This is a genomic window from Streptomyces sp. PL-29 (assembly GCF_058344425.1).
On sequence record NZ_CP136996.1, the window covers coordinates 2,938,356 to 2,960,842 of the forward strand.

The 22,487-nt window shown below is 73.2% G+C and carries 22 protein-coding genes; 13 read left to right on the forward strand and 9 right to left on the reverse strand.

Translation table 11 applies throughout. The features are described from left to right. The first annotated feature begins 96 nt into the window (after window positions 1–96). From R4Z63_RS13315 to R4Z63_RS13325, 3 genes are all read left to right on the forward strand, one after another. Window positions 97–288, forward strand: a complete 192-nt coding sequence (locus tag R4Z63_RS13315; RefSeq protein WP_037924937.1) for a hypothetical protein — start codon at window positions 97–99, stop codon at window positions 286–288. Window positions 289–450: 162 nt separating this feature from the next. Further along, window positions 451–1,179: a class I SAM-dependent methyltransferase gene (locus R4Z63_RS13320; RefSeq protein WP_384452840.1), complete on the forward strand. Its 729-nt coding sequence runs from the start codon at window positions 451–453 to the stop codon at window positions 1,177–1,179. Between the two features lie 98 nt (window positions 1,180–1,277). Further along, window positions 1,278–2,066, forward strand: a complete 789-nt coding sequence (locus R4Z63_RS13325; protein WP_384452844.1) for an LppU/SCO3897 family protein — start codon at window positions 1,278–1,280, stop codon at window positions 2,064–2,066. Window positions 2,067–2,100: 34 nt separating this feature from the next. On the opposite strand, the gene R4Z63_RS13330 is transcribed toward R4Z63_RS13325, so the two are convergent. After that, window positions 2,101–3,765: a FadD3 family acyl-CoA ligase gene (locus R4Z63_RS13330; RefSeq protein WP_078556767.1), complete on the reverse strand. Its 1,665-nt coding sequence runs from the start codon at window positions 3,763–3,765 to the stop codon at window positions 2,101–2,103. Window positions 3,766–3,861: 96 nt separating this feature from the next. Here R4Z63_RS13330 and R4Z63_RS13335 point away from each other — a divergent pair, with 96 nt between their 5' ends. The 4 genes from R4Z63_RS13335 (at window position 3,862) to R4Z63_RS13350 (ending at window position 7,332) form a co-directional block, all read left to right on the forward strand. Then, a complete protein-coding gene (locus tag R4Z63_RS13335) occupies window positions 3,862–5,013 on the forward strand; it encodes a lipid-transfer protein (protein WP_037924930.1) in 1,152 nt (383 codons plus the stop codon). A gap of 7 nt (window positions 5,014–5,020) precedes the next feature. Next, window positions 5,021–5,485, forward strand: coding sequence for a Zn-ribbon domain-containing OB-fold protein (locus R4Z63_RS13340; RefSeq protein ID WP_384452848.1), 465 nt, complete (start codon window positions 5,021–5,023; stop codon window positions 5,483–5,485). Further along, the gene (locus R4Z63_RS13345; protein WP_384452851.1) at window positions 5,482–6,258 is read left to right on the forward strand and encodes an enoyl-CoA hydratase/isomerase family protein; all 777 of its coding nucleotides are present in this window, start codon (window positions 5,482–5,484) and stop codon (window positions 6,256–6,258) included. Before R4Z63_RS13340 ends, R4Z63_RS13345 begins: the two co-directional genes overlap by 4 nt. 72 nt (window positions 6,259–6,330) lie before the next feature. After that, window positions 6,331–7,332, forward strand: coding sequence for a DUF389 domain-containing protein (locus tag R4Z63_RS13350; protein ID WP_384452854.1), 1,002 nt, complete (start codon window positions 6,331–6,333; stop codon window positions 7,330–7,332). An 84-nt stretch (window positions 7,333–7,416) separates the two neighbouring features. On the opposite strand, the gene R4Z63_RS13355 is transcribed toward R4Z63_RS13350, so the two are convergent. From R4Z63_RS13355 to R4Z63_RS13365, 3 genes are all read right to left on the reverse strand, one after another. Next, window positions 7,417–7,911 carry a peptidylprolyl isomerase gene (locus R4Z63_RS13355; RefSeq protein ID WP_037924924.1) on the reverse strand — a complete coding sequence of 165 codons (495 nt, stop codon included), beginning with the start codon at window positions 7,909–7,911 and terminating at the stop codon, window positions 7,417–7,419. Between the two features lie 67 nt (window positions 7,912–7,978). Next, entirely contained in the window at window positions 7,979–10,384 is a 2,406-nt protein-coding gene (gene afsK, locus R4Z63_RS13360; RefSeq protein WP_384452857.1) for a protein serine/threonine kinase AfsK, read from the reverse strand. A gap of 208 nt (window positions 10,385–10,592) precedes the next feature. Further along, window positions 10,593–11,387: a VOC family protein gene (locus tag R4Z63_RS13365; protein ID WP_037924920.1), complete on the reverse strand. Its 795-nt coding sequence runs from the start codon at window positions 11,385–11,387 to the stop codon at window positions 10,593–10,595. A gap of 296 nt (window positions 11,388–11,683) precedes the next feature. On the opposite strand from R4Z63_RS13365, the gene R4Z63_RS13370 reads away from it, so the two are divergent. Then, complete coding sequence (locus R4Z63_RS13370; RefSeq protein ID WP_037924918.1) at window positions 11,684–12,331, forward strand: TetR family transcriptional regulator; 648 nt, start codon at window positions 11,684–11,686, stop codon at window positions 12,329–12,331. Between the two features lie 71 nt (window positions 12,332–12,402). Here R4Z63_RS13370 and R4Z63_RS13375 read toward each other — a convergent pair whose 3' ends face one another. Then, window positions 12,403–12,885, reverse strand: a complete 483-nt coding sequence (locus R4Z63_RS13375; protein ID WP_384452862.1) for a nitroreductase family deazaflavin-dependent oxidoreductase — start codon at window positions 12,883–12,885, stop codon at window positions 12,403–12,405. Further along, complete coding sequence (locus tag R4Z63_RS13380; RefSeq protein WP_384452865.1) at window positions 12,885–14,138, reverse strand: acyl-CoA dehydrogenase family protein; 1,254 nt, start codon at window positions 14,136–14,138, stop codon at window positions 12,885–12,887. Before R4Z63_RS13380 ends, R4Z63_RS13375 begins: the two co-directional genes overlap by 1 nt. 167 nt (window positions 14,139–14,305) lie before the next feature. Here R4Z63_RS13380 and R4Z63_RS13385 point away from each other — a divergent pair, with 167 nt between their 5' ends. Then, a complete protein-coding gene (locus R4Z63_RS13385) occupies window positions 14,306–15,499 on the forward strand; it encodes an acetyl-CoA acetyltransferase (protein WP_384452868.1) in 1,194 nt (397 codons plus the stop codon). Window positions 15,500–15,615: 116 nt separating this feature from the next. On the opposite strand, the gene R4Z63_RS13390 is transcribed toward R4Z63_RS13385, so the two are convergent. Further along, a complete protein-coding gene (locus tag R4Z63_RS13390) occupies window positions 15,616–15,822 on the reverse strand; it encodes a DUF4287 domain-containing protein (RefSeq protein WP_384452871.1) in 207 nt (68 codons plus the stop codon). Between the two features lie 204 nt (window positions 15,823–16,026). Here R4Z63_RS13390 and R4Z63_RS13395 point away from each other — a divergent pair, with 204 nt between their 5' ends. Next, a complete protein-coding gene (locus tag R4Z63_RS13395) occupies window positions 16,027–16,740 on the forward strand; it encodes a pyridoxine/pyridoxamine 5'-phosphate oxidase (protein WP_384452874.1) in 714 nt (237 codons plus the stop codon). Here R4Z63_RS13395 and R4Z63_RS13400 read toward each other — a convergent pair. Together R4Z63_RS13400 and R4Z63_RS13405 are read right to left on the reverse strand one after the other, a co-directional pair. Further along, window positions 16,689–17,141 carry a Zn-ribbon domain-containing OB-fold protein gene (locus R4Z63_RS13400; protein ID WP_384452949.1) on the reverse strand — a complete coding sequence of 151 codons (453 nt, stop codon included), beginning with the start codon at window positions 17,139–17,141 and terminating at the stop codon, window positions 16,689–16,691. The genes R4Z63_RS13395 and R4Z63_RS13400 overlap by 52 nt on opposite strands. 107 nt (window positions 17,142–17,248) lie before the next feature. Further along, window positions 17,249–17,701 carry a DoxX family membrane protein gene (locus tag R4Z63_RS13405; RefSeq protein ID WP_037925423.1) on the reverse strand — a complete coding sequence of 151 codons (453 nt, stop codon included), beginning with the start codon at window positions 17,699–17,701 and terminating at the stop codon, window positions 17,249–17,251. 193 nt (window positions 17,702–17,894) lie between these two features. Between R4Z63_RS13405 and R4Z63_RS13410 the strand changes: the two genes are divergently transcribed. From R4Z63_RS13410 to R4Z63_RS13420, 3 genes are all read left to right on the forward strand, one after another. Continuing rightward, window positions 17,895–19,076, forward strand: a complete 1,182-nt coding sequence (locus R4Z63_RS13410) for a flavin-containing monooxygenase (RefSeq protein ID WP_384452877.1) — start codon at window positions 17,895–17,897, stop codon at window positions 19,074–19,076. Between the two features lie 231 nt (window positions 19,077–19,307). Next, window positions 19,308–21,542: an acetate--CoA ligase family protein gene (locus tag R4Z63_RS13415; RefSeq protein WP_384452880.1), complete on the forward strand. Its 2,235-nt coding sequence runs from the start codon at window positions 19,308–19,310 to the stop codon at window positions 21,540–21,542. A gap of 43 nt (window positions 21,543–21,585) precedes the next feature. Beyond that, complete coding sequence (locus R4Z63_RS13420) at window positions 21,586–22,389, forward strand: enoyl-CoA hydratase/isomerase family protein (RefSeq protein ID WP_384452883.1); 804 nt, start codon at window positions 21,586–21,588, stop codon at window positions 22,387–22,389. Window positions 22,390–22,487 lie beyond the last annotated feature (98 nt).

Consider the following 22,487-nt stretch of genomic DNA (forward strand, 5'->3'; position numbering starts at 1 on the left):
GCGTCGGGGGACATCCGGGCCGTTTGGAAGGATCACCCGTTCGGCGGTCATCGGGGGAATCGCCGAACGGGTCCCACCCATCCATCAGGAGAACCGATGACGACGAACGAGAACATCCTGCCGAACGACGGCACCGTCAAGCCGCTCGACAACCACGCCTCGGGCGCCGAGATCGAGACCCTGGACAACCACGCGTCGGGCATCGAGATCAAGCCGCTGGCCGACGACCCGTCCGAGGGCGAGGAGATCCGGACGCTGGACAACCACGCGTCCGGTCCGCGCCCGTAGGCAGCACACGACGTACGGGGGAGCCCACGGGGGAAACGGGGGCTCGGGGGAACAACGGGGGGAACAACGGGGGAACGGCGGTCGCGGTGGCCCGGAGGGGGAGCCACCGCGACCGCCGCACACGTATGCCGGGACGGATCCGGGCGGGCATAGGCTGGAGGCGTGTTCTCCTCCCACGGGCCGAGCGTCCGCGAACTGGCAGTGCAGGGCCTCTCCTCCGTCGAGCGGGGCTACGACCTGCTCGCACCGAAGTTCGACCACACCCCCTTCCGCACGCCGGACCGGATGCTCGACGCCGTCGAGGAGACCCTCGCCCAGCGGGAGGGCGGTTTCGGCGCCGGCCTGGACATGTGCTGCGGCACGGGTGCCGGAACCACCATGCTGCGGCGGCTGTGCCGGGACCGGGTCACCGGGGTGGACCTCAGTGCGGGCATGCTCGCCGAGGCCCGGCGCACGCACGCGGACGACGACCGGGTGGACTTCGTACGGGCCGACGCGCGGGCCCTCCCGCCAGAACTCTCGGACCGCTACGACCTGGCCGTCAGCTTCGGGGCCTTCGGCCACTTCCTGCCCTCCGAACGGCCCGCCCTCTTCTCGGAGGTGCACGCGGCGCTGCGCGGGGGCGGGCTCTTCGCCTTTCCGATCGGCGCCCCGATCCCGCCGAGCTCTCCGGTGTGGTGGGCGGTGGCGGGTTTCGACGCCGCGATGCGGGTGCGCAACGCGGTGTGGCGGCCACCGTTCGTCATGTACTACCGGACCTTCCCGCTGAGCGGGGTGCGTGCCGACCTGCGGGCCTGCGGCTTCACGGTGGAGACGGTCCCGCTGGAGCACTTCGGCCGCCGGCCCGACGGGGCTCCGCGCTGGCGGCTGGTGCTGGCCCGCCGCTCCTGAGAGTCGCGGAACGGCTGCGGCACCATCGGGACACCCGGCACAATCTGTGAGGAACCGCCAGGCGTCCTGCGCGCCAACCCCCCTCCCTGGAGCAGCCGGTGTCGTCACAGGACATGCTCATAGCGATCACTCCGGAGCAGGCCGCCCACGGCGCGATCGTCTCCGTGGAGCTGCCGTCCGGACCGGTCCGCGTGCGGATACCGCCCTGCCGGCACGGCGACCTCGTCAAGGTCCGGGTCGGCACCGAGGAGGTGCGGCTGCGCATCCACGTGTCCGGGGCCGGCGTGGCCTGGATCGCGGGGGCCGGCGGCATCATTCCCCCGCCCGCGGGGGACCCGGCACCGCAGCGGCCCGCGCCGGCCCCGCAGACGGGCGGCGGGCGCGGCTGCCTGGTGGGGCTCGCCGTCGCGGCACTGCTGGTCATCGGCTTCTTCCTGCTCCGTGACGGCGACGGCGGCGACGACGCGAAGCCCGCCGGCGACGCGACCCCCACCTGGTCCTCCTCCGGGAGCCCCTCCCCCACCCCCTCACCCCGGACATCGGATCCCGAGACCACCGAGACCACCCCGTACGACTCCGGGCCGAGCGAGGAGCCGAGCGAGGACCCGAGCCCCGAACCCACACCGTTCGACCGGGGCACCTGCCTCAACGGGCAGTTGCCCGACTCGACGACGCCCCGCAGCGTCAGCGGCGTCGAGGAGGTGCCCTGCTCGGCGTCCGACGCGCACTACCGGGTGATCGAGAGCATCCCCGGCACCGCGGACCTGGACCGGTGCAACGGCAACCCCAGGACCCAGTACGCCTTCTCCTACCGCTACCTGCGCGGCTCGATCGTCCTCAACCAGTACGTCTACTGCCTGGTCGGCATCGGCTCCTACGCCCGCTGACCCGGGCCCGGCCCCGGGTCGGCGGCCCCGGCCCTCACGGGCGGGCGCGGAGTTCGCGTTTGAGGACCTTGCCACCGGCGTTGCGCGGGAGTTCGGTGACGAATTCCACCGCGCGCGGGACCTTGTAGTTGGCCATCTCCCGCCGGGACCAGGCGATCAGGTCGTCGGCGGTGAGTGTGGAGCCGGGGCGCCGGACGGCGTAGGCCTTGCCGACCTCACCCAGGCGCGGATCGGGCACCCCGACGACCGCCACGTCCGCGATGTCCGGGTGCAGGCCGAGGAGTTGCTCTATCTCGGCCGGGTAGGCGTTGAAGCCCCCGACGATGAACATGTCCTTGATCCGGTCGGTGATGCGCAGGTTCCCGTCTCCGTCGAGGACGCCCACGTCCCCGGTGCGCAGCCAGCCGTCCGGGGTGATCGCCGCCGCCGTCCCGTCGGGGTCCTCGAAGTAGCCCTGCATGACGTGGTGGCCGCGGACCGCGATCTCGCCGGGCCGTCCGGCCGGCAGGGGCCGCCCGTCGCCGTCCAGGACCGCGACCTCCGTGTCCGGGATGGGCCGGCCGGAGGTGGCGGAGACGACCTCGGCCGGGTCGCCCCGACGGCACATCGTGACGATGCCTCCCGCCTCGGAGAGCCCGTAGGCGGTGAGGACGGTGGGGATGCGCAGCTCGCCGCGCAGGCGCTCGACGAGCCGGAGCGGGACCACGGCCGCGCCGGTGACGACGAGCCGCAGGGCGGACAGGTCGTGGTGGGCGCGCTGCGGGTGGTCCAGGAGGGACTGGTGCAGGGTTGGCGGCCCGGGCAGCACGGAGATCCGCTCCGCGGCGACGTTGGCGAGGACGGTGTCCGCGTTGAAGACGGGCTGCGGGACCATCGTCGCCCCGCGCATCAGGCAGGCGATGATCCCGGCCTTGTAGCCGAAGGTGTGGAAGAAGGGGTTCACGATCAGGTAGCGGTCGCCCTCGCGGAGTCCCGCGAGCTCGCTCCACACGTCGTAGCAGCGCAGGGACTGGGCGTGGGTGATGACCGCGCCCTTGGGGCTGCCGGTGGTGCCCGAGGTGAAGATGATGTCGGAGGGGGCGTCGGGGCTGATGGCGTCGGCGCGCTCGCGCACCGCCTCCGACGTGATCCGGTCACCGCCCGCGAGGAAGTCCTTCCAGGTGCGGAAGGAGTCGGGGGCGTCCTCGGCGAGGACGACGACCTGTTCCAGGTGCGGCAGTCCGGGCAGGGGCCCCCGGCCGGGCCCCTCGGCGGCGGCCCGACGCAGCGAGGCGACGTAGGAGGTGCCGAGGAAGGTGCCGGTGACGAAGAGCAGCCGGGCCCGGCTGCGCCGCAGGACGTAGGCGGCTTCCGTGCCCTTGTAGCGGGTGTTGAGGGGGACCAGGACGGCACCCGCCGAGACCGCGCCGAGCGCGGAGACGATCCAGTCGAGGGTGTTGGGCGCCCACACGGCCACCCGGTCGCCCGGCTCCACCCCGGCGGCCACACAGGCCGCCGCGGCGCGCTCGACGCGCTCCCCGAGCTGCGCGTATCCGATCCGGACGCGCCCGTCGACGACGGCTTCGAGGTCGCCGTACCGTGCCGATGCCGACCGGACGAGCCCCGCGATGGTGCCCCAGCGCAGGTCTCCGCGCGGGTCCTCGCCCACGCCCGCGGGCGCGTCCTCGCGTACGTGCCCGCGCAGCCCGTCGTCGCCCATGCGTGCCACCCTCCCGCGAACCCAGTAGCTGACTAACCGTCAGATTAGCTGTAGCCTTCGCGCCTGTCAGTACTGGCGCACTCCCCGGAGGTGGCGATGGCGGCAACGCTCAAGGACGCTACGGCGATAGTCGGCATCGGCCAGACCGCCTTCGCCAGACGACTGCCGCAGTCCGAGAAGGAACTGGCCTGCCGGGCGATCCTGGCCGCACTCGCCGACGCCGGCATCGACCCCGGCGAGGTGGACGCCTTCTCCTCCTACACCATGGAGGAGACCGACGAGGTCGAGGTCGCCAAGGCCATCGGCGCCGGCGACGTCACCTTCTTCTCCAAGATCGGCTACGGGGGCGGCGGTTCCTGTGCCACGGTCGGCCACCTCGCCGCCGCCGTGGCCACCGGCCAGGCCACCGTCGGGGTCGCCTGGCGCTCCCGCAAACGCGGCTCCGGCCCCCGCCCCTGGAAGAACACCGCCGTCCAGCTGCCCACCCCCGGCCAGTGGACCCGGCCCTTCGGCCTGCTCCGCCCCGCCGACGAGATCGGCATGCTGGCCCGCCGCTACATGCACGAGTACGGCGCCACCCGCGACCACCTCTTCAACGTGGCCATGGCCTGCCGCAACCGGGCCAACGAGAACCCCGCCGCGATGATGTACGAACGCCCGCTGACCCGCGAGATGTACATGACCTCCCGCATGATCAGCGACCCGCTCTGCCTCTTCGACAACTGCCTGGAGACCGACGGCGCACTGGCCTGCGTGATCGTCTCCGCCGAACGGGCCCGCGACTGCCGCCACCGGCCGGTCTACGTCCACTCCGCCGCCCAGGGCCTGCCCGCCCAGCACCACGGCATGGTCAACTACTGGAACGACGACCCCCTGTCCGGGCCCGCCTGGACCGCCGCCCGCCACCTGTGGAAGCAGGCCGACTTCGGCCCCCAGGACGTGGACGTCGCCCAGATCTACGACGCCTTCACCCCGCTCATCCCGCTCTCCCTGGAGGGCTACGGCTTCTGCGGGCGCGGCGAGGGCGCCGCCTTCACCGAGGGCGGCGCCCTGGAGCTCGGCGGCCGGCTTCCCCTCAACACCGGCGGCGGCGGACTGTCCGAGGCGTACGTACACGGCTTCAACCTGATCAACGAGGGCGTCAAGCAGCTGCGCGGCACCTCCACCGCCCAGGTGCCGGACGCCGCGACCTGCCTGGTGACGGCGGGCGAAGGCGTCCCGACGTCCGCGATCCTGCTGAGGAGCTGACCCGCCGATGACCCCCGCACCCGAAGCCGCCGCGTCCGCGGACGCCCTGCTCCTGCCCGTGCCCGACGAGGACGGCGCCCCCTTCTGGGAGTACGCCGCCCGCGGCGAGCTGCGCGTCCAGGCCTGCGCCGCCTGCGGCAGGCTCCGCTTCCCGCCCCGCCCTTGTTGCCCGCACTGCCGGTCCTTCGACAGCGAGTGGCGCCGCATGAGCGGCCGCGGCCGCATTTGGTCCTACGTCCGGCCCCACCCGCCGCTGCTGCCCGCCTACGCCGCGCAGGCCCCGTACAACGTGGTCCTCGTCGAACTCGCCGACGCCCCGCACATCCGACTCGCCGGGAACCTGGTGACCTCCGCCGACGCCCCCCTCGACTCCATGGACCCGGCCCGGCTGCGCATCGGCGCACGGGTCCAGGTGACCTTCACCGAGACGGGCGGAATGACCGTGCCCCGCTGGCTCCTGGAGAAGTCGTGACGCTGCGCGTGGAACGGGATGGGGCCACCGGGGTCGCGGTGGTCACCCTGGACCGGGAGCACCGGCACAACGCCGTCGACCTGGCCACCGCCGCCGAGCTGGGCGAGGCGTGGCGCGAACTCCGCTTCGCCGAGGAGGTCCGGGCGGTCGTGCTGACCGGCGCCGGAAGGGCCGCCTTCTGCACCGGCATCGACCGCGGCGCCGAGGTGCCGCAGCCCGCCTCCCCCTACTCCGCCGACGACCCTCTGATCGCGATCGGCCCGAAGTCCTGCGACCTGTGGAAGCCGGTCGTCGCCGCCGTCAACGGCATGGCCTGCGGCGGGGCCTTCTACCTGCTGGGCGAGTCGGAGTTCCTCATCGCCTCCGAGACGGCCACCTTCTTCGACCCGCACACCACCTACGGGATGGTCAGCGCCTACGAGGCCGTCCACATGGCACAGCGCATGCCCTTCGGCGAGGCCGCCCGGATGTCCCTGATGGGCACGGCCGAACGCCTCTCCGCCCGTCGCGCCCACGAGATCGGCCTGGTCTCGGAACTGGCCGCGCCGGACGGACTGCTCCCGGCGGCCTTGCAGGCGGCGCAGACCCTGGCCGGCTTCCCGACCCGGGCCGTGCAGGGCACCGTACGGGCCCTGTGGTCGGCGAAGCAGGCCGCCCTCCAGCAGGCCCTCGCACAGGCTCCGGCCCTGATCGCCCTGGGGAACCTGCCACCACGACGACAGGCGGAACTCTTCGCGGACCGCCGCACGGCCCCCGAACCCCGACTGCGCTGACGCGTCCGCCCGAAGGAGGGTCTCCCGTGTGTCTCCCAGGGCCCCGGCACCGCGCCGCGTGATACTCGGCTGGTGCTGAGAACCCTCCGTGACCGCATGCTGCCGGACCGCCAGCGAAGATCTCTGGAGGATCTGGAGGAGGACCTCGACCTGTCGCAGGGGGACCGGCAGGCGAAACAGTCCGCGTTCTGGACCATGCTGTTCCTGTCGGCGGTGATCGCGGCCGGCGGAGTGCTGACCGACTCCACCGCCACGGTGATCGGGGCGATGATCATCGCCCCGCTGTCCACGCCGATCATGGGCATCGCACTGGGCGCGGTGCAGCGGAGGCGTTCCACCGCGCTCCTGTTCGTGGCCTCGGGATGCCTGCTGGTGACGGCCGTCGGCATGCTGGCGTCGCTGGTGGTGCCCTCCTCCTTCGACCTGCTGTCGGACAGCCAGATCTCCAGCCGCACCTCCCCCGGGCTGTTGGACCTGGTCGCCGCGCTCGCCACCGGCTTCGCCGGCGCTGTCGCCCTCGCCCGCAAGGACGTCGCGGCCGTCCTGCCCGGGGTGGCGATCGCCATCTCGCTGGTGCCACCGCTGGTGGTGACCGGCGTCTGCGCCGGACAGGCCGCGTGGTGGCTGGCCCTGGGCTCGTTCGTCCTGTTCGTCTCCAACCTGCTCGCCCTGGTCTTCGCGGGCATGGTGGTGTTCGGCGCGCTCGGATACGCGACGGCCGGCCGGCGGGGCGAGACGGGTTCGACGCGCAGGACCTACCTGGCGCTCGGCCTGCTGTTCGCCGCGGTCGGCCTTCTGCTGGGAGCGAACACGGTGGGTACCGTTCTCGTGAACCTGTGGACCACACGCGCCACGAACGCCGCCGCGGCCTGGCTGGCCGGAACGCCCGGCGCCTCCGTCCAGAGCGTCACGGCCCAGTCCCAGACCCTCTACATCCAGGTCCGCTCGCCCGGGGAGCTGCCCCCGGTCGACTCGCTCCTGGCCGACCTCCAGGGGCAGGTACCGGACGGTGTGCCGGTGGTGGTGGTGACCACCCAGGGCCGCCAGATCCAGGCCGGGCACGTCGGCAGCTGAGGCAGGGACCCGAGTACGGGGAAACGACGGCGGCCCCGGCCCCCGAGCGGGGGCGGGGCCGACCGGCCGGGCAGGCGGGTGTGATCAGGCCTCGACGACGCCGGAAGCGGCGATCTCGACCTTGCCCTTGGGGGCGCCGGACTGGGAGCCCAGGGCCTCGATCTGGTCGACGAGCTCCTGGCCCGAGACGACCTCGCCGAAGACGACGTGCTTGCCGTCGAGCCACGAGGTGACGACCGTGGTGATGAAGAACTGCGAGCCGTTGGTGTTGCGGCCGGCGTTCGCCATCGACAGCAGGTAGGGGCGGTCGTGCTTCAGCTGGAAGTTCTCGTCCTCGAACTTCTCGCCGTAGATGGACTTGCCGCCGGTGCCGTTGTGGTTGGTGAAGTCACCGCCCTGGAGCATGAACTGGGGGATGATGCGGTGGAAGCCAGAGCCCGCGTAGCCGAAGCCGTTCTGGCCGGTGGCCAGCTCACGGAAGTTGCGCGCCGTCTTCGGGACGACGTCGTCGTACAGCTTGAAGACGATGCGGCCCGCGGGGGCGCCGTTGATGTTGATGTCGAAGTAGACGTTGCTCATGGGGTCCATCCTGTCACTCCCGGTGCGGTGCGCTACCCGGCGGGGCCCGACCCGGCCCCCGCCGGGGTCACCCGCCCGTACGGGTGCCCGTGCCCTTCGCCGCATCCAGGGCGTACACGCAGCGGTCCTTGCTGCACGCGTACACCACGCCCGCCTCCGCGACCGGGGCGCCCGTGATCTCGCCGCCCGTGGCCAGCTTCCAGCGGAGCTGGCCGCCCGCCGCGTCCAGCGTGTACAGGCAGTGGTCGGCCGACCCGAAGTGCACCCGGCCGTCCGCGACCGCCGGCAGGCCCGTGATCTCGCCGCCCGCCGCGAACCGCCACTTCGGGGTGCCGGTGACCGCGTCGAGCGTGTAGAGCGCGCTGCCCGCCCCCAGGTGGACGTTGCCGCCCACCACCAGCACCGGGTCGGAGGACTGCCGCGACTCCGTCGCGATCCGCCAGCGGTCCTGGCCGGTGACCGCGTCGAGGGCGTAGACGGTGCCCAGGTAGTCGGCGAGGTAGACCCCGCCGCCCGTGACGGCCGCACCCGGCGCGAAGGCCGGCGGAGCCAGGAAGACCGCGGGGGCCTCGAAGTGCCAGCGGACCCGGCCGGAGGCCCGGTCCACGGAGATCACCCGGGTGCCGGCCGCGACGTACACGTTGCCGTCGGGAGCGGGGGCGACCCGGACGGGCACGTTCCCGCAGGAGGCGGCGTCGCCGATCGGGTACGACCAGGCCTCCCGGCCGCTGCGGGCGTCCAGGGCGCGCAGCCGCGCGTCCTGCCACACGTACACCGTGCCCTCGTGGAGGACGGGGGCCGCCTCCGGGGTCTCGAAGTCGCTCTGCGCGCCGGTCAGCTCCCACAGCTTCTGGCCGCTGGACGCCTCCCAACCCTGTACACCACCGCCGCGCGTGGCGGTGACAACCGTGCCGTGCTCGGCGCGCACGGCGTACACCCAGGCATCGGTGGACAGCCGCCACCGCTCGGAGCCGTCGGTGGCGTCGAGCGCGTAGAGGGAGGGCCCGTCGGAGGCGTGGATCCGGCCGTCGGCGACGGCCATGGACCAGGCGACGTCGCGGGTCTTGAACTGGCGGCGGCCGCTGGCCACGTCCAGCGCGTGCACCTCGAAGGAAGTCACGTACAGCAGGTTGCCGGCGACGGCCGGGGTGCCCCAGACCTCGTTCGACATGCGGAAGCGCCAGGGCCGCCAGCGGCCGCTGTCCGGGGCCGCGCCCGGTCCCGGGACGGACGGGGTGACCGGTCCACCGGCCGGGGAGGGCGCCGACCCGTCGGGCGGGCGCACCCAGCCGGTCGCCGCGTCCGCGGCGGGGGTGTGCGCCGCCGACGCCGAGGCCGTCGCGAACGGGCCGGGCCCGATCGGCACCGGCGAGCCGCCCAGCCGCACCGGCTCGCCCGAAGGCACCGCGGAGCGCGGCGGATGGTGCGGACGCTGCGGCACGGCCTGGCCGGTGCGCGGGTCCACCCAGCCCTCGGCGCCCCGCGGGCGGCGCTGCGTGGCCTGCTCGGACGCGGGCCCGCGGGCCCCGGCGCCGCCGCCCCGGCCGTCACGGCCGGGTGCGGGCACGGCGACGGCCGTGCGGTTCCCCGCGCGCCGGGCCTCGATCATCGCGACGGCCCGCGTCGGCAGCCACGCCGAGGCGGTACCGCTGTCGTCGCCGCCGTCGAAGAGGTGCGGGGCCAGCTGCGCCTGCAGATCGGCCGGGGTCGGCCGCAGCGAGGCGTCCATCTGCATGCAGGATTCGATCAGCGGCCGCAGCTCCTCCGGGAGCCCCTCCACGTTCGGGCCCTCGCGCAGCAGCATGAAGACCGTCTCGACCGGGTTCGCCCCGTGGTAGGGCGGGTGCCCGGTCGCTGCGAAGACCAGCGTGGAGCCGAGCGAGAACACGTCGCTGGCGCCCTTGACGCTGCGCGAGTCCTTCGCCTGCTCGGGCGACATGTAGGCGGGGGTGCCGACGGCGACGTTCGTCATGGTCAGGCGGGTGTTCGAGACACCGCTCGCGATACCGAAGTCGATCACGCGCGGGCCGTCCTCGACGACGAGCACGTTGGACGGCTTCAGGTCGCGGTGGACGAGCCCGGCGCCGTGGATGGACTGCAGGGCCTCGGCGATGCCGGCGGCGAGCCACCGTACGGCCTGGGCGGGCATGGGCCCGCACTCGTTGACGATCTCCTCCAGGGAGGGCGCCGGGACGTACGCGGTGGCCAGCCACGGCACGGCGGCCCGCGGATCGGCGTCGACCACGGCCGCGGTGTAGAAGCCGGACACGGCGCGCGCCGCCTCCACCTCGCGGGTGAACCGCACGCGGAAGAGTTGGTCCTCGGCGAGCTCGGTGCGCACCGTCTTGATCGCGACTCGCCGTCCGGACGCGGACCGTGCGAGATAGACCAGCCCCATGCCGCCGGCGCCGAGCCGTCCCAGCACCTCGAAGGGGCCGATCCGTCTCGGGTCGTGCTGCGTCAGCTGCTCCACCACTCGCCTCCACACCTCCCCGTACGGGCCACGCACCGGGCCCGCTCCCACCGGCACAGCGCCCTGCCCGGTGCAGCGTCTCATCCCGGGGCGCAGCCCGGGTCGCGCAACCCCGATTCTGTCAGGCCCGAACGGGGTCCGGCCCCGGCACGGCGAGCAGCCCGGTGTGATCTGCCCGGCGATCCGTCCGGCGATCCGTCCGCGGCGCCTACGCGTCCGCCTCGGCGCGGGGCTGCGACAGGAGCCCGAAGACCGCTCCCTGATTGTCCGCGACGACCGCGATCCGGCCGTAGGGGGTGTCGAACGGGTCCGCGGTGACCCGGCCGCCGAGCCGCTGCACCGTGGCCACGGACCGGTCGCAGTCCGGGACGGCGAAGTAGACGAGGAAGTGCGCCGGCATGATCTCCGGGAAGGCGTCCGTGATCAGGCTGCGCCCGAGGACGGCGGTGTCGGTGCCGGGCGCCTTGCCCGGCGGCGACCAGATGCGGTACTCGACGCCGGCGTCGTCCTGGTCCTGCGGCACGTAGCCGAAGACCTTCGCGTAGAAGACGTCCACGGCGTCGCGCGCCCGTGTGTAGACCTCGCTCCAGCAGTACGTGAAGGGCTCCTGCTGGGCCTCGAAGCCGTGGTGCGTGCCGGGCTGCCACAGTCCGAAGACGGCCCCGCCGGGGTCGGCGGCCATCGCGGCCGTGCCGTACGGGCCGACCGGCATCGGGTCCATCACCATCTGGCCGCCGGCGGCGCGGATGCGCTGGGCGCAGGCGTAGGCGTCGGCGGTGTAGAGATAAACGCCCCAGACCGTCGGCATCCGGCCGTCGGGCTTGGGGGCGAGGGCCGCAACGTTGCGGCCCTGGCTGTAGGCCTGCGTGTAGTGGCCGTATTCGGCCCCCGCGCTGTCCGCGAAGGTCCACCCGAAGAGCTCACCGTAGAACCGCTTGCCCGCCTCGACGTCCGGAAGCGAGGCGTCCACCCAGCAGGGTGCGCCTTCCACGAATGCGGCCATGGGCCTGGTTCCTTCCGTTCTGCGGGGGTGTGTACCCTCCCACCTCTCCCAGCCATGATCCGCCCGAAAACTTGTCCACAGCCTGTTGATAAGACTATTCGGGGGAAATCCCGCGGAACGGGGCGACACGCCCGGACCGCGACCGGGCGGCGACGACGGGCCGCCCACGGGGCGGATCCGGCCGGAATTCGCCTGCGCGGCCGCCCGGGACGGCGCACCGCCCAGGCCAGGGAGCCCGTAACCCCATTTGCAGGCGGCCGAATAGCGCGCCGATCCCCCCTCGGTAAGCTGACGGCATGACAGGACAAGTACGCACCGTCGACGGGCGTGTCGCCGGCCGGCGAGGCCAGGCGACGCGGCAGAAACTGCTCGACTGCCTCAGCGAGATGCTCAGCTCCTCGCCGTACCGCGACGTCAAGGTGATCGACGTCGCCCGCAAGGCCGGTACCTCCCCCGCGACCTTCTACCAGTACTTCCCGGACGTCGAGGGCGCCGTCCTGGAGATCGCCGAGCACATGGCCGCCGAGGGCGCGCAGTTGACGTCGCTCGTCGAGGGTCGGACCTGGGTCGGCAAGTCAGGGTGGGCAGCCGCCGAGGAACTCGTCGACGGCTTCCTGGAGTTCTGGCGCCGCAACGACGCGATCCTGCGTGTGGTCGACCTCGGCGCGGCCGAGGGCGACAAGCGGTTCTACAAGATCCGCATGAAGATCCTGAACTCGGTCACCAACTCCCTCACGGAATCGGTGAAGGAGCTCCAGGCCAAGGGCAAGGTCGACAAGGACGTCAGCCCCGCCGCGATGGCCGGTTCGCTGGTCGCGATGCTGGCCGCGGTCGCCTCGCACCAGAAGGGCTTCCAGACCTGGGGCGTCAAGCAGGCCGAACTCAAGCCGAACCTGGCCCTGCTCGTCCACCTCGGTATCACGGGCAAGAAGCCGACCAGGTAACGGCGGACCCGCTCCGGGTCCGCCGCCCCGGGCCGGCTCCGCGCCGGCACCACGCCGCCATCCGCCCGGGATCAGCGACGCTCCAGGCGGAACAGCCGGATCTCACGCTCGATGCGTGCCTGGTACGTCGCGTACGGCGGCCAGAACCCCAGCACCGCCCGCCACACCGCGGCGCGCTCCTCACCCGTCAGCAGCCGGGCCCGTACGGCTATGTCCCTGCCGCGCCAACTCACTTCCGCATCGGGGTGTTTGAGCAGGTTCCCGGTCCATGCCGGGTGCCCGGGGCGGCCGAAGTTGGACCCGATGAGGATCCAGCTCGTCCCGCCGTCCTCCGGCATGCACGCGAGGGGCGTGGTACGCGGTTCGCCGCTCCGGGCGCCCTTGGCGGTGAGGACCACGCCCGGCAGCATCCGCGCGCTCAGCATGACCCTGCCGCGAGTGAGCCGGTGCACCGCCTTGTCCACGGCGGGAATGAAGTGCGGTGCGATCTTGGCGAACAGCACGGTCGAGGAGACCTTCTGCATCAGCTTGACGCCGGGAGCCACACGAGCCATCAGACGGCCACCTTCTGCGGTGCGGGCGGGGACGCTTCGGGAGCTGCGGCGGCGGGCGCGACGGCGGCCGCGGTGGACGGTGCGGGCGCGAACAGGCCCGCACGGTCCGCGGCGTGTGCGCGCAGCCGGTGCACCGGGCCGAACAGCAGCTCGTCGGAGGCCGCCCGCTTGAAGTAGAGGTGCGCGTCGTGCTCCCAGGTGAAGCCGATGCCGCCGTGCAGCTGGATCGCCTCCCCCGCCGCCGCCCTGAGCGCCTCCAGGGCCTGGGCGAGCGCGAGGCCGCCCTGGTCCGGGTCCCAGGCGGCGTAGTAGGCCGCCGAGCGGGCCGCCTGCACCTGCACGTACAGGTCGGCGAGCCGGTGCTTGACGGCCTGGAAGGAGCCGATCGTCCGACCGAACTGCTCGCGCTCGCGCACGTACTCCACGGTGCGCGCGAGCGCCCGGCCGGCCGCCCCGACCGCCTCGGCGGCCAGCACGGCGGAGGCGGTGCGCCCGGTCGCGGCGAGGGCCCCGAGCACGTCGGCGTCCCGCCCCTGCTCGCCGAGCAACTCCGCCGGAACGTCCCGCAGCTGGATCCGGGCCTGCGGACGGGTCTCGTCGAGCACGGCCTGCCGGGACCGCACGAGGCCGGGCGCATCCTCCCGTACCAGGAACAGCAGGGTGCGGCCGTGCGCGAACCCGCCGGCGTGGGCGGCGACCAGGAGCAGCGGGGCACTGTGCCCGTCGAGCACCTGGGCGACTTCCCCGTACAACCGCCAGCCCTCACCGACGGCGCCGGCGCGGGCCTGGACCCCGCCGGCCCGGCCGCCGCCGCACCAGTGGCCCGCGGCGTCCTCTCCGGTCAGCGCGAGGGCGGTGGCCAGCGCCGGACCCGGTACGGCGAGCGCGGCGGTCAGCCCGCCCGAGGCCAGCGCCGGGAGCAGCGCCGAACGCTGGGCGCCGCTGCCGAGCGCGGCGATCAGGGGCGCGCACAGCACGGCGGTGGCCAGCAGCGGCGAGGGGAGCAGTGCCCGTCCGGTCTCCTCGCAGGCCAGGGCCAGGTCGGCCGGACCGCAGCCGGCCCCGCCGTACTCCTCGGCGACGGCGATGCCCGGCAGGCCGAGCTGCCGGGAAAGCTGCTGCCACAGGTCGCCGTCATAGCCGGCGGTGGTGCGGACGGCGGCCTTGACCTCGCCGGGTCCGCAGCGTTTGCCCAGGATCTCGCGCAGGGTACGCCGTATCTCGTCCTGCTCCGCGGTGAAGGCGGCATCCATCGTCGGGCTCCTCCCCGTATCTGACGGGCCGTCATGTTAGGGCGCCGGGCGGCAGATGCACAGGGGGCGGCGAGCCCGGCCTGCCGGGGCGGGGGAAGGTGGGCGGCGGGCCCCGTGGAGCCGGCGGGGGCTGGTATCTGACGATACGTCAGATGTACCGTTCTCGCATGTCTGGACTCACACCTGGAACCGCCCTCCGGCCCCGCCGACGGGTCGCGGTGGTCGGCGTCGCCCTCTCGGACTGCGGCCGGGTGGACGGCCCCACCCCCTACGCCCTGCACGCACAGGCCGCCCGGCGCGCCCTGGCCGACTCAGGCCTCGACCGCTCCGCCGTCGACGGCTTCGCCTCGGCCGGCCTCGGCACGCTCGCCCCGGTCGAGGTGGCCGAGTACCTCGGCCTGCGCCCCACCTGGGTCGACTCCACCTCCGTGGGCGGCTCGACCTGGGAGGTCATGGCCGCGCACGCGGCGGACGCGATCGCCGCCGGCCACGCCGACACCGTCCTACTGGTCTACGGCTCCACGGCCCGCGCCGACATCAAGGCCCGGCGCCGCACCTCGAACCTCTCCTTCGGGGCGCGGGGACCGCAGCAGTTCGAGGTCCCGTACGGCCACACCCTGATCTCCAAGTACGCCATGGCCGCCCGCCGCCACATGCACCAGTACGGAACGACCCTGGAACAGCTCGCCTCGGTCGCTGTCCAGGCCCGGGCGAACGCGGCGACCAACCCCGACGCGATGTTCCGCGACCCGATCACCGTCGACGACGTCCTGTCCGGCGAGATGATCGCCGACCCCTTCACCAAGCTGCACTGCTGCATCCGCTCGGACGGCGGCTGCGCGGTGCTCCTGACCTCGGAGGACCACGTACCCGACACCGCGAAGGCACCGGTGTGGATCCTGGGGGCGGGCACCTCCGTCTCCCACACCACCATGTCGGAGTGGGAGGACTTCACCGTGTCCCCCGCCGCCGTCTCGGGCCGTATCGCCTTCGAGCGGGCGGGGCTCACGCCCGCGGACGTGGACCTCGCGGAGATCTACGACGCCTTCACCTACATGACCCTGGTGACCCTGGAGGACCTCGGCTTCTGCCCGAAGGGCGACGGCGGGGCCTTCGTGGAGAAAGGCCGCCTCCTGCGCGACGGGGCGCTCCCGGTCAACACGGACGGGGGCGGCCTCTCGGCCTGTCACCCGGGCATGCGGGGCCTGTTCCTCCTGGTCGAGGCCGTCCGCCAACTACGCGGCGAGGCCGGAGCCGGGCAGGTCACCAAACCCGGCGGCCGCCTCCCCGAAGTCGCCCTGACGTCGGGCACGGGCGGCTGGTTCTGCTCCTCGGGCACGGTACTGCTGGGGCGGGAGTAGGGGACACGACCGGTCCCTGACCACCGCCCCAGCGCAACACCGCCCACCGAAGCCCCCGCCCCACCTCCCGCAAGCCCCCGCCCCGCGGGATGCGCTCCCGAAGCCGCCCGGGGCTTCTACTTGTCCTCCGCCAGCGTGTCGGCCACGAGGGCGTTGGCGTGGCCGTGGCCCAGGCCGTGCTCCGTCTTGAGCCAGGAGACGAGCTCCATGTGCCTGGTCAGCGGCGAGGACCTGATGAGGTCCTTCCACTCGGCGATCGGTCGGCCGTACTTCTTCTCGATCGACGGGAAGTAGCTGGCGGGGCCCTTCGCGGTGTCGGCCATGACGTGTCTCCTTCGTTGCGGTGCCGTCGTAGGTACGACCGTCGGCGGAGCGGAAACAGAGCGCCGATCCGACGTGACCTGCGTCACGCGCAGGGCCGCACGCCCGGCCCCTCCGGGATCGACCCTCGACCGGCGCACCGCCCGCTTCGGCCGGACCGCGTGACCGCACCGTCCCGGGGTCCGGTCGCGCTTAGCCTGGGCGCCATGAGCAGCAACGCAGCCAGTGACAAGAGTGGTGACGAGGCGGGCCGCGCGGTCGGCGGGGAGGAGTTCCGTACCGTCCTGAACGCCCTGCGCGTGTGGGACTCCCCGCTCCCCGGGTTCGACACCGCGGCGGCGCCGGGCGAGCCGGTGGCGCTGTTCCGGGAGTGGTTCGTGCACGCCGCTCGGGCCGGGCAGCCGGAGCCGCACACGATGAGCCTGGCCACGGTGGACGGCGAGGGGCGGCCCGACCTACGGACGCTGATGCTGCACGACGTCGATGCGCGGGGCTGGCACTTCGCCTCGCACGCCACGAGCGCCAAGGGCGTGCAGTTGGCGGCGCGTCCGGAGGCCGCGCTCGGTTTCTACTGGCCGTCGGTGGGCCGACAGATCCGGGTGCGGGGCGAGGTCACCGCATGCGGCCCGGAGGAGAGCCGGGCGGACCTGGCGGTCCGTTCGCGCGGCGCGCTCGCGGCGGCGCTCACGGGGCGGCAGAGCGAGGTGTTGGGGTCCGTGGAGGAGCTGGTACGGGCCTCGACGGCCGCCTGGGAGCGGGCCGGATCGGAGCCGGACGCGCCGGCTCCGACCTGGACGCGGTACGTACTGGCCCCCGTCGAGGTGGAGTTCTTCCAGGGCGACGCGGCCCGCAGGCACATCCGTCTGCGCTACCGGCGCACGGCGGGCGACTCCTGGGCGCGCGAGCTGCTCTGGCCCTGAGCGGGCCGGAAGACCGCGACCCGCACCCCGTCCGCCGCCTCGCGGAAGGTGACCGTCAGGGGCATGCCGATGCGCAGGTCGGCCGCCTCGCAGTCGACCACCTCGGTCATCATCCGCGGGCCTTCGGCCAGGTCGACGACGGCCGCCGTGTAGGGGACGCGCGCGCCGAACGGAGGGAGGTCGTTGCGGTGGATCACCGACCACGTGTAGAGGGTGGCCCGGCCGCTCGCGGTCTCCCAGGCCACCCTGTCTTCTCCGGCCCAGCAGTGGGGGCAGAACTCGCGCGGGTAGTGGTGGGCCCGTCCGCAGTCGCCGCACCGACGCAGCAGGAGCCGGCCCTGCCCGGCCGCGTGCCAGTAGGGGCGGGTGAAGTCGTCGATCTCGGGCAGGTCGTGGCGCACGGCGCCGCCGGTCCCGGCCGCCCTGTCGGTCCCACCCGTCCCACCCGTCCCACTGGCGCTGCCGGTGCTGCCGGTGCTGCCGGTGCCGCCGGTGCCGCCGGTGCCGCTCACAGGAACAGCCCGATCGCCGCGTCGAGGGACCAGGTCTGCCACGACAGGGCGAGGAGTGCGACGAGCGAGATGAGCGCCATCATCGCGTTCTGCCCCTGCTCGGCCCAGTCGTGGATCATCAGGACCAGGTAGAGGAGGTTCAACAGCAGTCCGCCGGCCAGCGCGACCGGGGTCAGAAAGCCGAACACCAGGCCCAGCCCGAGGGCGAGTTCAGCGGAGACGACGAGGTACGCCATCAGCTTCGGCCGTGGCGCGACGACCCGCTGAAAGCCGCCCCTGACGAAGGTCCAGCGGTGCTTGTCTGCGACGTCGGCGGCCCACGCAATGCCGGTACCGCGTTCGAACCAGCCCTTCTTGTCCTTGTGCCGCCAGCTCTCCAGCCACCACAGGCCGAGGCCTATCCGGAGGACGGCGAGCCACTCGGCCCCACTGAGCCAGACGGTCTGCATCGGCAGCCCCACCCCTCTCACCCTTGGATCTGACGGTACGTCAGTTCAGCGGATACGGAGCGATACCGCAAGGCCCCGGCCCGTCGCGACCGCCACCCCGCGCGACGGCGAGGTCCCGCCCGTGACCGATCCGCAATCGATTCCCTCCTCGTCCGAGACCCATCAACCCAGCGTGGCGATACGATCACACCTCATGCCCGCAGCACCCACACCAGCAGTCGACATGACCACCCAGCCCCGGCCCGTGTACATCATCGGGGCCGGCCCCGGCGGCCTCGCCGCGGCCGCCGCGCTGCGCGCACGCGGGATCCGCGCCGTGGTCGTCGAGAAGTCCGACACCGTCGGCGCGTCCTGGCGGCGCCACTACGACCGGCTGCACCTGCACACCACACGCCGACTGTCGGCCCTTCCGGGCCTGGCGATGCCCCGCCGGTTCGGCCGCTGGGTCTCCCGCGACGACGTGGTGCGCTATCTGGAGAAGTACGCCGAGTTCCACGAGCTGGAGCTCGTGACCGGCGTCGAGGTGACCCGGATCGAGCCCGACCCCGGGGAGGAGGGCGGCTGGACCCTGCACGCCAGCGGCGGGCGGGCGCTGACCGCCGCGGCCGTCGTCGTCGCCACCGGCTTCAACCACACGCCCAGACTGCCCGACTGGCCGGGCCGGGAGTCGTACGGCGGCCGACTGCTGCACGCCGCGGACTACCGCAACCCCCAGCCGTACGCGGGCCAGGACGTCCTCGTCGTCGGCGTAGGCAACACCGGCGCCGAGATAGCCGTCGACCTCACCGAGGGCGGCGCTGCCCGGGTGCGGCTCGCCGTGCGCACCGCCCCGCACATCATGCGCCGCTCCACGGCCGGCTGGCCGGCCCAACGCAGCGGGATCCTCGTCCGGCGGCTGCCGGTGCCGCTCGTGGACCGGCTGGGCGCGCTCGTGGCCAGGGCCTCCGTCCCGGACCTGTCGGCGTACGGGCTCCCGCGCCCCGCCACGGGCTTGTACAGCAGGGTCGAGGAGGGGGCGATCCCGGTGCAGGACGTGGGCCTGGTCGAGGCGGTGCGCACCGGGAAGGTGGAACCGGTGGCCGCCGTGGAATCCTTCGACGGGCCGGAGGTGGTGCTCGCGGACGGCTCGCGCATCACACCGGACGCGGTGATCGCGGCCACCGGCTACCGCCGCAGCCTGGAGGGTCTGGTCGGCCACCTCGGCGTACTGGACGCGCGCGGCCGGCCGCGCGCACACGGCGCCCGCACCTGCGAGGAGGCCCGCGGCCTGTACTTCACCGGCTTCACCAACCCCATCAGCGGGATGTTCCGCGAGATGGCCATGGACGCGGAGAAGATCGCCAAGGCGGTGGCGCGCAAGGCGGCCGGCCGCTGAGTCCCGCCGGCCGCGGCGGCCCGGCAGGCGCCCCGGGCTGTGCCCGGGCGGGTGATCTCGGCCGGAAGTGCGCTCTGGACCCGCTCCGCGGCGATCTGCGACCGTTCACCACACCACCTCCATCAGCTTTCCCGCGCAGCACTGTTCCTGACGGCACGTCAGTTCAGTAATCTGACTACACGTCAGTTATTGAGTTCCATCGAGGTTCATCGAGCAGGAGCGGGCGGAACGATGCTTGGATCTACTCACGGCACCCTCACCACCGACTTCCGCGCACGCGTCGAGGCCTGCGGGGAGACCCCCCGGACGGCCGTCCATTCGTCGGCGGCGCCCTCCGCCGACGACGCGATCCCCATGGACGTCAGCGGGCGGCCGCTGCACGCCGACGTGCCCGACCTGGACCGGTTCTTCCGGCCCCAGTCCGTCGCGGTCGTCGGCGCCTCCGACGCCGAGGGCCGGCCCAACACCGGGATCACCCGCCAGCTCATCGCCTGGGCGGAGCGCGTCGGCGCCCGGATCCACCCGGTGCACCCCACCCGCCCCGCCGTCTTCGGGCTGGCGTGCCACGCCTCCGTCGCCGACCTGCCCGAACACGTGGACCTCGCCGTCCTGCTGGTCTCCGACCCGCTGCCGGTCATCGAGGAACTCGCCGACACCAAGGTGAAGTTCGCCGTCGCCTTCGCCTCCGGCTTCGCGGAGACCGGCGGTGCGGGCGCCGCGGCCCAGGAGCGCCTCGCCGCCGCCGTGCAGCGCTCTGGCCTGCGCCTGCTGGGCCCGAACACCAACCTCAACGCCTTCGAGGAGTTCCGTGACGACCTCGACGGCCCGGCGATCGCCCTGATCACCCAGTCCGGCCACCAGGGCCGCCCCGTCCACACCCTCCAGGAGCTCGGCATCCGCCTCTCCCACTGGGCGCCCACGGGCAACGAGGCCGACCTGGAAACCGCCGACTTCATCTCCTACTTCGCCCAGCAGCCCGAGGTCGGCGCCATCGCCTGCTACGTCGAGGGCCTGAAAGACGGCCGGTCCTTCCTCCTGGCGGCCGACCGGGCCGCCCGCAACGGCGTCCCCGTCGTCGCCGTCAAGGTCGGCCGCACCGAGACCGGCGCCCGCATGGCCGCCTCCCACACCGGGAAGCTGACCGGCGCCGACACCGTCGTGGACGCCGCCATGCGCCAGTTCGGCGTGATCCGCGTCGACGGCCTCGACGAGCTCCAGGACACGGCGGCCCTCCTCGCCCGGGCCCGCAGGCCGCAGGCCGACGGCGTCGTCGTGTACTCCATCTCCGGCGGCACCGGAGCGCACTTCTCGGACCTGGCCACTGAGGCGGGGCTGACCCTGCCCACCCTCCCGCAGGCCAAGCAAGACGAACTCCACCAGTGGATCCCGCATTACCTGAACGTCGCCAACCCCGTCGACAACGGCGGCCACCCCGTCGGCGACTGGCGCGGCCGGAAGATCATCGACGCGCTCCTCGCCGACCCCTCGGTGGGGGTCCTCATCTGTCCGATCACCGGCCCCTTCCCGCCGATGAGCGACAGGCTCGCGCAGGACCTGGTGGACGCCGCCGAGCAGACCGACAAGCTGGTCTGCGTGATCTGGGGCTCCCCGGTCGGCACCGAGGACGCCTACCGCACCACCCTCCTCGGCTCCTCCAAGGTGGCCACCTTCCGCACCTTCGGCAACTGCATCACCGCCGTACGCGCCTACCTCGGCCACCACCGTTTCACCACCCGCTACCGCTCGCCCTTCGAAGACGCACCGCGCACGCCGTCGCCCTCGTACCGCAAGGCGCAGGCCCTCATGCGGCCGGGACAGCAGCTCAGCGAGCACGCCGCGAAGCAGCTGCTGCGCGCCTACGGGATACGCGTGCCCCGCGAGCAGTTGGTGACGAGCGCGGCGGCGGCCGTACGGGCCGCCGGGCTGGTCGGCTACCCGGTGGTGATGAAGGCCTCCGGCCCGCAGCTCGGCCACAAGACCGAACTGGGCCTGGTGAAGATCGGCCTGACCTCCGCGAGCCAGATCCGCGACGCGTACCGGGAACTGACGGACATCGCGCGGTACGAAAACGTTCCGCTCGACGGGATCCTGGTCTGCCAGATGGTGGAACGTGGCGTGGAGATGGTCGTCGGGGTCACCCAGGACGACCTCTTCGGGCCGACCGTCACCGTCGGACTGGGCGGCGTCCTCGTCGAGGTCCTGGACGACGCGGCGGTCCGCGTCCCCCCGTTCGGCGAGGACCAGGCCCGCGCGATGCTCACGGAGCTGCGCGGCCACGCCCTCCTGGAGGGCGTCCGGGGTGCGCCCCCGGCCGACACGGACGCGCTGGTGGAGGTCGTCCTCCGGGTGCAGCGCATGGCGCTGGAGTTCGGCGACGAGCTCTCCGAACTGGACATCAACCCGCTGATGGTCCTCCCCCGCGGCCAGGGCGCGGTCGCCCTGGACGCCCTCGCCATCTGCCGCTGATGCCGCACCGGCCGGCCCGGCCGCACCGAACGGGAGCTACGCGATGACCGCCGCACCCGAGGACGATGTCCTCCACCGCACCGAGAACAACGTCTCGTGGATCGTCCTCAACCGCCCCGAGGCGATGAACGCCGTCACCTGGGACCAGCGCGAGCGCGTCATCGCGCTGCTCGCCGAGGCCACCGCCGACCCCGCCGTCCGGGCGGTCGTCCTGACCGCCACCGGCAAGGGCTTCTGTGCGGGTGCCGATCTGCGCGGCGGCCCCGTGACCGGCGGCGATCGCGTCGCCGGGGACGTGGCCCGCATGATCCGCCTCGGCGCGCAGCGTCTGATCACCGCGGTGCTCGACTGCGAGAAGCCGGTGATCGCCGCGGTCAACGGCACGGCCGCCGGCATCGGTTCGCACCTCGCCCTCGCCTGCGACCTCGTCATCGCCGCCGCAGAGGCCCGCTTCATTGAGGTGTTCGTACGCCGCGGCCTGGTCCCGGACGGTGGTGGCGCGTACCTGCTGCCCCGCCTGCTCGGCCCGCAGAAGGCGAAGGAGTTGATGTTCTTCGGCGACGCTGTCCCGGCGGCCGAGGCCGAGCGGCTCGGCCTCGTGAACAGGGTGGTTCCGGCGGAGGAGCTGGAGGCGGCCGCCCGGGAGTGGGCCGAGCGGCTGGCCCAGGGCCCGACCCGGGCCCTGGCCATGACCAAGCAACTGGTCAACGCCTCTCTGGACGGGGACCGGGCGGCCGCGCTGGCCGCCGAGGCCGCCGCTCAGGAGATCATCATGACCACGGCCGACGCCAACGAGGGGGTGGCGAGCTTCGTGGAGCGCCGCGCGCCCACCTACCGGGGCCGCTGACCAACGCCGGCTCCGCCCCGGGGCCTCGGCGTACTCGCGCGGTCCGACAACGCAGCGAGGTGCCGTGCCGGGGCCGTGCGGCGGTGAGCCTTCCCGGT

Bases quoted from the DNA above. Each gene is read 5' to 3' on its own strand.
- R4Z63_RS13315 (WP_037924937.1), top strand. From the start codon at position 97: ATGACGACGAACGAGAACATCCTGCCGAACGACGGCACCGTCAAGCCG.
- R4Z63_RS13330 (WP_078556767.1), bottom strand. From the start codon at position 3,765: ATGGGCGACGACGGGCTGCGCGGGCACGTACGCGAGGACGCGCCCGCG.
- R4Z63_RS13335 (WP_037924930.1), top strand. From the start codon at position 3,862: ATGGCGGCAACGCTCAAGGACGCTACGGCGATAGTCGGCATCGGCCAG.
- R4Z63_RS13340 (WP_384452848.1), top strand. From the start codon at position 5,021: ATGACCCCCGCACCCGAAGCCGCCGCGTCCGCGGACGCCCTGCTCCTG.
- R4Z63_RS13355 (WP_037924924.1), bottom strand. From the start codon at position 7,911: ATGAGCAACGTCTACTTCGACATCAACATCAACGGCGCCCCCGCGGGC.
- R4Z63_RS13365 (WP_037924920.1), bottom strand. From the start codon at position 11,387: ATGGCCGCATTCGTGGAAGGCGCACCCTGCTGGGTGGACGCCTCGCTT.
- R4Z63_RS13370 (WP_037924918.1), top strand. From the start codon at position 11,684: ATGACAGGACAAGTACGCACCGTCGACGGGCGTGTCGCCGGCCGGCGA.
- R4Z63_RS13375 (WP_384452862.1), bottom strand. From the start codon at position 12,885: ATGGCTCGTGTGGCTCCCGGCGTCAAGCTGATGCAGAAGGTCTCCTCG.
- R4Z63_RS13380 (WP_384452865.1), bottom strand. From the start codon at position 14,138: ATGGATGCCGCCTTCACCGCGGAGCAGGACGAGATACGGCGTACCCTG.
- R4Z63_RS13385 (WP_384452868.1), top strand. From the start codon at position 14,306: ATGTCTGGACTCACACCTGGAACCGCCCTCCGGCCCCGCCGACGGGTC.
- R4Z63_RS13390 (WP_384452871.1), bottom strand. From the start codon at position 15,822: ATGGCCGACACCGCGAAGGGCCCCGCCAGCTACTTCCCGTCGATCGAG.
- R4Z63_RS13395 (WP_384452874.1), top strand. From the start codon at position 16,027: ATGAGCAGCAACGCAGCCAGTGACAAGAGTGGTGACGAGGCGGGCCGC.
- R4Z63_RS13405 (WP_037925423.1), bottom strand. From the start codon at position 17,701: ATGCAGACCGTCTGGCTCAGTGGGGCCGAGTGGCTCGCCGTCCTCCGG.
- R4Z63_RS13410 (WP_384452877.1), top strand. From the start codon at position 17,895: ATGCCCGCAGCACCCACACCAGCAGTCGACATGACCACCCAGCCCCGG.
- R4Z63_RS13415 (WP_384452880.1), top strand. From the start codon at position 19,308: ATGCTTGGATCTACTCACGGCACCCTCACCACCGACTTCCGCGCACGC.
- R4Z63_RS13420 (WP_384452883.1), top strand. From the start codon at position 21,586: ATGACCGCCGCACCCGAGGACGATGTCCTCCACCGCACCGAGAACAAC.